This is a genomic window from Cupriavidus sp. R6-3 (assembly GCF_059772245.1).
In genome coordinates this window covers 1-4,831 of the sequence record NZ_JCBAJO010000295.1, presented here as the reverse complement: position 1 = coordinate 4,831, position 4,831 = coordinate 1, and the positions used below count along the sequence as shown (strand labels likewise).

The 4,831-nt window shown below is 69.6% G+C and carries 3 protein-coding genes; 2 read left to right on the top strand and 1 reads right to left on the bottom strand.

The window, feature by feature from the left end; genetic code table 11:
- The first annotated feature begins 203 nt into the window (after positions 1–203).
- Together AC6EI8_RS24230 and AC6EI8_RS24225 are read left to right on the top strand one after the other, a co-directional pair.
- Positions 204–1,697, top strand: a complete 1,494-nt coding sequence (locus AC6EI8_RS24230; protein WP_498383094.1) for a SidA/IucD/PvdA family monooxygenase — start codon at positions 204–206, stop codon at positions 1,695–1,697.
- 209 nt (positions 1,698–1,906) lie between these two features.
- Positions 1,907–3,073 (top strand): CMD domain-containing protein, encoded by a 1,167-nt coding sequence (locus AC6EI8_RS24225; protein WP_498383092.1) that lies wholly within the window; start codon positions 1,907–1,909, stop codon positions 3,071–3,073.
- A gap of 247 nt (positions 3,074–3,320) precedes the next feature.
- Here AC6EI8_RS24225 and AC6EI8_RS24220 read toward each other — a convergent pair.
- The coding region (locus tag AC6EI8_RS24220; protein WP_498383090.1) for a DNA translocase FtsK at positions 3,321–4,831 on the bottom strand (1,511 nt) is incomplete at its 5' end.

Below are 4,831 nucleotides of genomic sequence, written 5' to 3'. Positions count from 1 at the left end.
GCGGCTCCGGTGACCGCACTGCCGACGCCACCGCGCGCGAGTCCGCCCGCACCGGCGCGCGTAGACACCAGCAGCCAACCCAGCCGGCCCCATCCGCCCGCGCGGCTGAACCCACCCGATCTGCCCAGGCGGCCCAGGCAGACCAGATGGCCCGGCGCGCTCCATTCCGACAGAACGATTGATGTCCGCCTGAGATGTCCCAGATGTCCACCACCGAATCCACCCTCTCCCCCGCTCCCAGCGGCCTGCCCGCGCTGGAAGCCCGCCTGCGCCAGGACCTCGCGTGGCTGGACCTCCCCGCCAAGCCCTGGGTACCGCCGCGCCAGTTCGACGGCGCGCCGGTGCTCGACGTCGCCATCATCGGCGGCGGCATGGCCGGCCTCGCGGCCAGCGCGACGCTGAAGCATCTGGGCATCCAGGCCCGCATCTTCGACCGCGCGCCGGCCGGTTTCGAAGGGCCGTGGGCGACCACCGCGCGCATGGAGACCCTGCGTTCGCCCAAGCAGCTGACCGGCCCGGCGCTGGGCCTGCCGGCCCTGACCTTCCGCGCCTGGTACGAGGCGCAGTTCGGCACCGCGGCCTGGGACGCGCTCGACAAGATTCCGCGCCTGCAATGGATGGACTATCTGCGCTGGTACCGGCAGGTGCTCGATCTGGACGTCGCCAACGAGCACACCGTCGACACCGTGCTGCCGCGCGCCGACGGCCTGGTCGAGCTGCGCATGACGACGCCCGCCGGTCCGCTGCGCGTGATGGCGCGGCGCGTGGTGCTGGCCACCGGCCGCGATGGCCTGGGCGGCGCACTGCTGCCGGCCTTCGCGCAGGACCTGCCGCGCCATCTGTGGGCCCATTCGTCCGATCCGATGGACTACCGCGTGCTGCGCGGCAAGCGCGTCGGCGTGGTCGGTGCCGGCGCTTCGGCGATGGACAGCGCCGCCACCGCGCTGGAGGCCGGCGCGGCCAGTGTCGACCTGCTGATCCGCCGCGCCGAGATCCCGCGCATCAACAAGAGCAAGGGCTCGGGCAATCCGGGGCTGACGCACGGCCACTACGGGCTGCCCGACCAGTGGAAATGGCGGCTGCGCCATTACATCAACAGCGAACAGGTGCCGCCGCCGCGCGGCAGCACGCTGCGAGTCTCGCGCCACGACAATGCGCGCTTCCATGTCGGCTGCCCGATCGAGCGAATTGAGGTCCACAGCGACGTCCGCAGCGACGTCCGCGGCGACACGCTGCACGTGCACACCGCCAAGGGCCTGTTCGAGCTCGACTTCCTGTTGCTGTCGACGGGGTTCCGCGTCGATTTCGGCGCGCGTCCGGAGTTCTCCGTCATCGCGCCGCAGATACGCCTGTGGCGCGACCGCTTCCAGCCGCCCGCCGGCCAGGACGACCAGGAACTGAGCGATTCGCCCGACCTCGGCCCGGTGTTCGAGTTCCAGGAGAAGACGCCCGGCGCCTGCCCCGGCCTGTCGCGCGTGCATTGCTTCTGCTATCCGGCCGCGCTGTCGCACGGCACGATCTCCGGCGATATCCCGGCGATCAGCGACGGCGCGCGCCGGCTGGGCCAGGGCATCGCCGCGCTGCTGTACCAGGAAGACGTCGAGACGCACTTCGCCGACCTGCAGGCCTATGCCGAACCGGAGCTGTATGGCGACGAATGGACGCCGGCGCCGCCGCCTGCGCAGCCCGGCCGATGAATGGGCAAATGAATGGGCAAATGAATGGGCAAATGAATGGGCCAATGAAGGGGCCACTGAAAGGGCCAATGCATGGACCGATGAATCGGCCAATGAGCCTGTGCGTGCCGCCCTGCTCCGCTGATCGCCCATCTGATCGCCCATCTGATCGCGCATCTAAGCGCTCATCTGACCAGTTACCTGACCGCTGACTTTTCCACCCCGACACCATGACTGCTTCGTCCACCCAAGCCAACGCCACCGCCGAACTCGACCTGATCGACCGCCTCGCCGGTCTTGCCGCCGGCAGCGCCACGCATGTACTGCGCCATCAGCGCGACAAGGTCGCCGTCGCCACCGAAGGCAGCTATCGCACGATGTTCGATCCGGCCCTGCCCGGCCTGACGCTGACCGAACGCCTCGCGGTCGCGCTGTACGCGTCGCGGCTGACGCCGTCGGCCGAACTGGCCGCGCATTATCTGGATCGCCTGCAGGCGGCCGGCGCCGATGCGGAGACCGTGGCGGCGGTCGATGGCACCCGCCTCGAGGCCGTCGGCGATGCGCGGCTGCGCGCGATGCTGACGTTCACGCGCAAGCTGATCGAAAAGCCCGTCGAAGGCGACCGCGCCGCGCTGCTGAGCCTGCCGGCGGCCGGCCTGTCGACGCCCGAAGTCGTGACACTGGCGCAGCTGATCGCCTTCCTGTCGTACCAGGCGCGGCTGGTGGCGGGCCTGCGCGCATTGAGCGGCGCGGCCCAGGGCGAGGCGCTGCCGAGCGATGTGGCGCCGGCCGCGGCGGCCACCACCAGGCCCGGCGACACGATCCGCATCAACGGCTTCACCAACGAAGTGCTGGACTGGAAGGCGTGGCTCGACGTGGTGCCGGTCGATCGCGCGACGCCGGAGCAGATCGCGGTGCTGGAGGAAAGCCACCCGAAGGCCAAGGTGTCGGACTACTACCTGTTCCTGGTGCACCAGCCGGAAATCCTGCGCCAGCGTTCGGCGGCCTTCAACGCGATCATGTACGCGCCCGGCGGCATGGCGCGCGCCGAGCGGGAACTGGCTAGCACCGTGGTGTCGTGCATCAATGGCTGCGTTTACTGCGCGTCGGTGCATGCGCAACGCTTCGAACAACTGGCCAAGCGCAACGACGCGATCGCGCAGGTCTTCGACAATCCGCGCACGGCGGGCACCACTGCACGCGAACAGGCCATCGCACGCTTCTCGGTGGCGCTGACCGAGCACCCGGACCGCATTGGCGCCGCCTCGCTGGCAGCGCTGCGCGAGGCGGGACTGAACGACGCCGAGATCCTCGACGGCATTCACGCCATCGCGATCTTCGCGTGGGCGAACCGGTTGATGCTCAATCTGGGCGAGCCGGTGGTGGCGCAGGCGTAAGCGCGGATTGGGGCGGGGTTGCCCTCTGCCCCAGTCCCTCTCCCGCAAGCGGGAGAGGAGCAACAGCGCGCGCAAGCAAGGGCCGGCGTATTCTCCCTCGCCCCAAGCGGGAGCGGCGAGCAACCAATCGCGTAAGCAAAGGCTGGTAGTGTCCTCCCTCTCCCGCTTGCGGGAGAGGGCCGGGGAGAGGGCACACAGCGCCCGCATGACCGCGATCGCCTGACCCCGGCAACATCAATCCAAGCCCCTACTCCTGCCCCCCAGGCGCCAGCACGTCCCGCGCGCCATTGCGCCCCATCGGCGAAACCAGTCCCGCCACTTCCATCTGTTCGATCAGCCGCGCCGCGCGGTTGTAGCCGATGCGCAGATGGCGCTGCACCGCCGAGATCGACGCGCGGCGCGATGTGAGCACGAAGGCCGCGGCCTCGTCGTACAGCGGATCGGCCTCGGGGTCGCCGCCGGGCCCGTCCCCGAACAGGTCGCCGCCGCCGGCCTCGGCCGGGTCGGGCGCCAGGATCGCGTCGTCGTAGTCCGGCTCGCCGAACTGCTTCCAGTGCTCGACCACGCGATGGACTTCGTCGTCGCCGGCGAAGGCCCCGTGCACGCGTTGCGGATAGCCGGTGCCCGGCGGCAGGAACAGCATGTCGCCCTGCCCCAGCAGGCTTTCCGCGCCCATCTGGTCCAGGATCGTGCGCGAGTCGATCTTCGACGAGACCTGGAAGGCCACGCGCGTCGGGATGTTGGCCTTGATCAGGCCGGTGATCACGTCGACCGACGGACGCTGCGTGGCCAGGATCAGATGGATGCCGGCCGCGCGCGCCTTCTGTGCCAGCCGCGCGATCAGTTCCTCGATCTTCTTGCCGGCCACCATCATCAGGTCGGCCAGCTCGTCGATCACCACCACGATCAGCGGCAGCGTCGACAGCGGCTCGGGCGCGTCCGGGGTCAGCGAGAACGGATTGCGGACCTTGTCGCCCGCGGCCTCCGCGGCGCGGATCTTCTGGTTGTAGCCGGCCAGATTGCGCACGCCCAGCGCCGACATCAGCCGGTAGCGCTTCTCCATCTCGCCGACACACCAGTTCAGCGCGTGCGCGGCCTGCTTCATGTCGGTGACCACCGGCGCCAGCAGATGCGGAATGCCCTCGTAGACGGACAGCTCCAGCATCTTCGGATCGATCATGATCATCCGCACATCGTCCGGCGTGGCCTTGTACAGCATCGACAGGATCATCGCGTTGATCGCGACCGACTTGCCGGAGCCGGTGGTGCCGGCCACCAGCAGGTGCGGCGCGCGCGCCAGGTCGGTGACCACCGGATTGCCGGTGATGTCCTTGCCCATCGCCAGCACCAGCCGCGACGCATGGGACTGGAAGGATGACGCTTCGACGATCTCGGACAGGCGGATCATCTCGCGGCGGGCGTTGGGCAATTCCAATCCCATGCAGGTCTTGCCGGGAATGGTCTCGACCACGCGGATCGAACTGACGCCGAGCGCGCGCGCCAGATCCTTCATCAGCCCGACCACCTGCGCGCCACGCACGCCCATCGCGGGCTCGACCTCGAAGCGCGTGATCACCGGACCGGCCGAGGCGCCGACCACGGCCACCGGCACCTTGAACTCGGCCAGGCGCTGCGCGATCAGCTCGCCGGTTTCGGCCAGATGCTGCTCGGAGACCTGCTCGGCGTGTTCGACCGCCGGCTCGAGCAGATCGATGCCGGGCAGGCGGTAGTCGACGATGCGGGGCGGCGGTGGCGGGG

Excerpts from the sequence above, each read along its gene's own strand:
- AC6EI8_RS24230 (WP_498383094.1), top strand. The coding sequence starts at position 204 with ATGTCCACCACCGAATCCACCCTCTCCCCCGCTCCCAGCGGCCTGCCC.
- AC6EI8_RS24225 (WP_498383092.1), top strand. The coding sequence starts at position 1,907 with ATGACTGCTTCGTCCACCCAAGCCAACGCCACCGCCGAACTCGACCTG.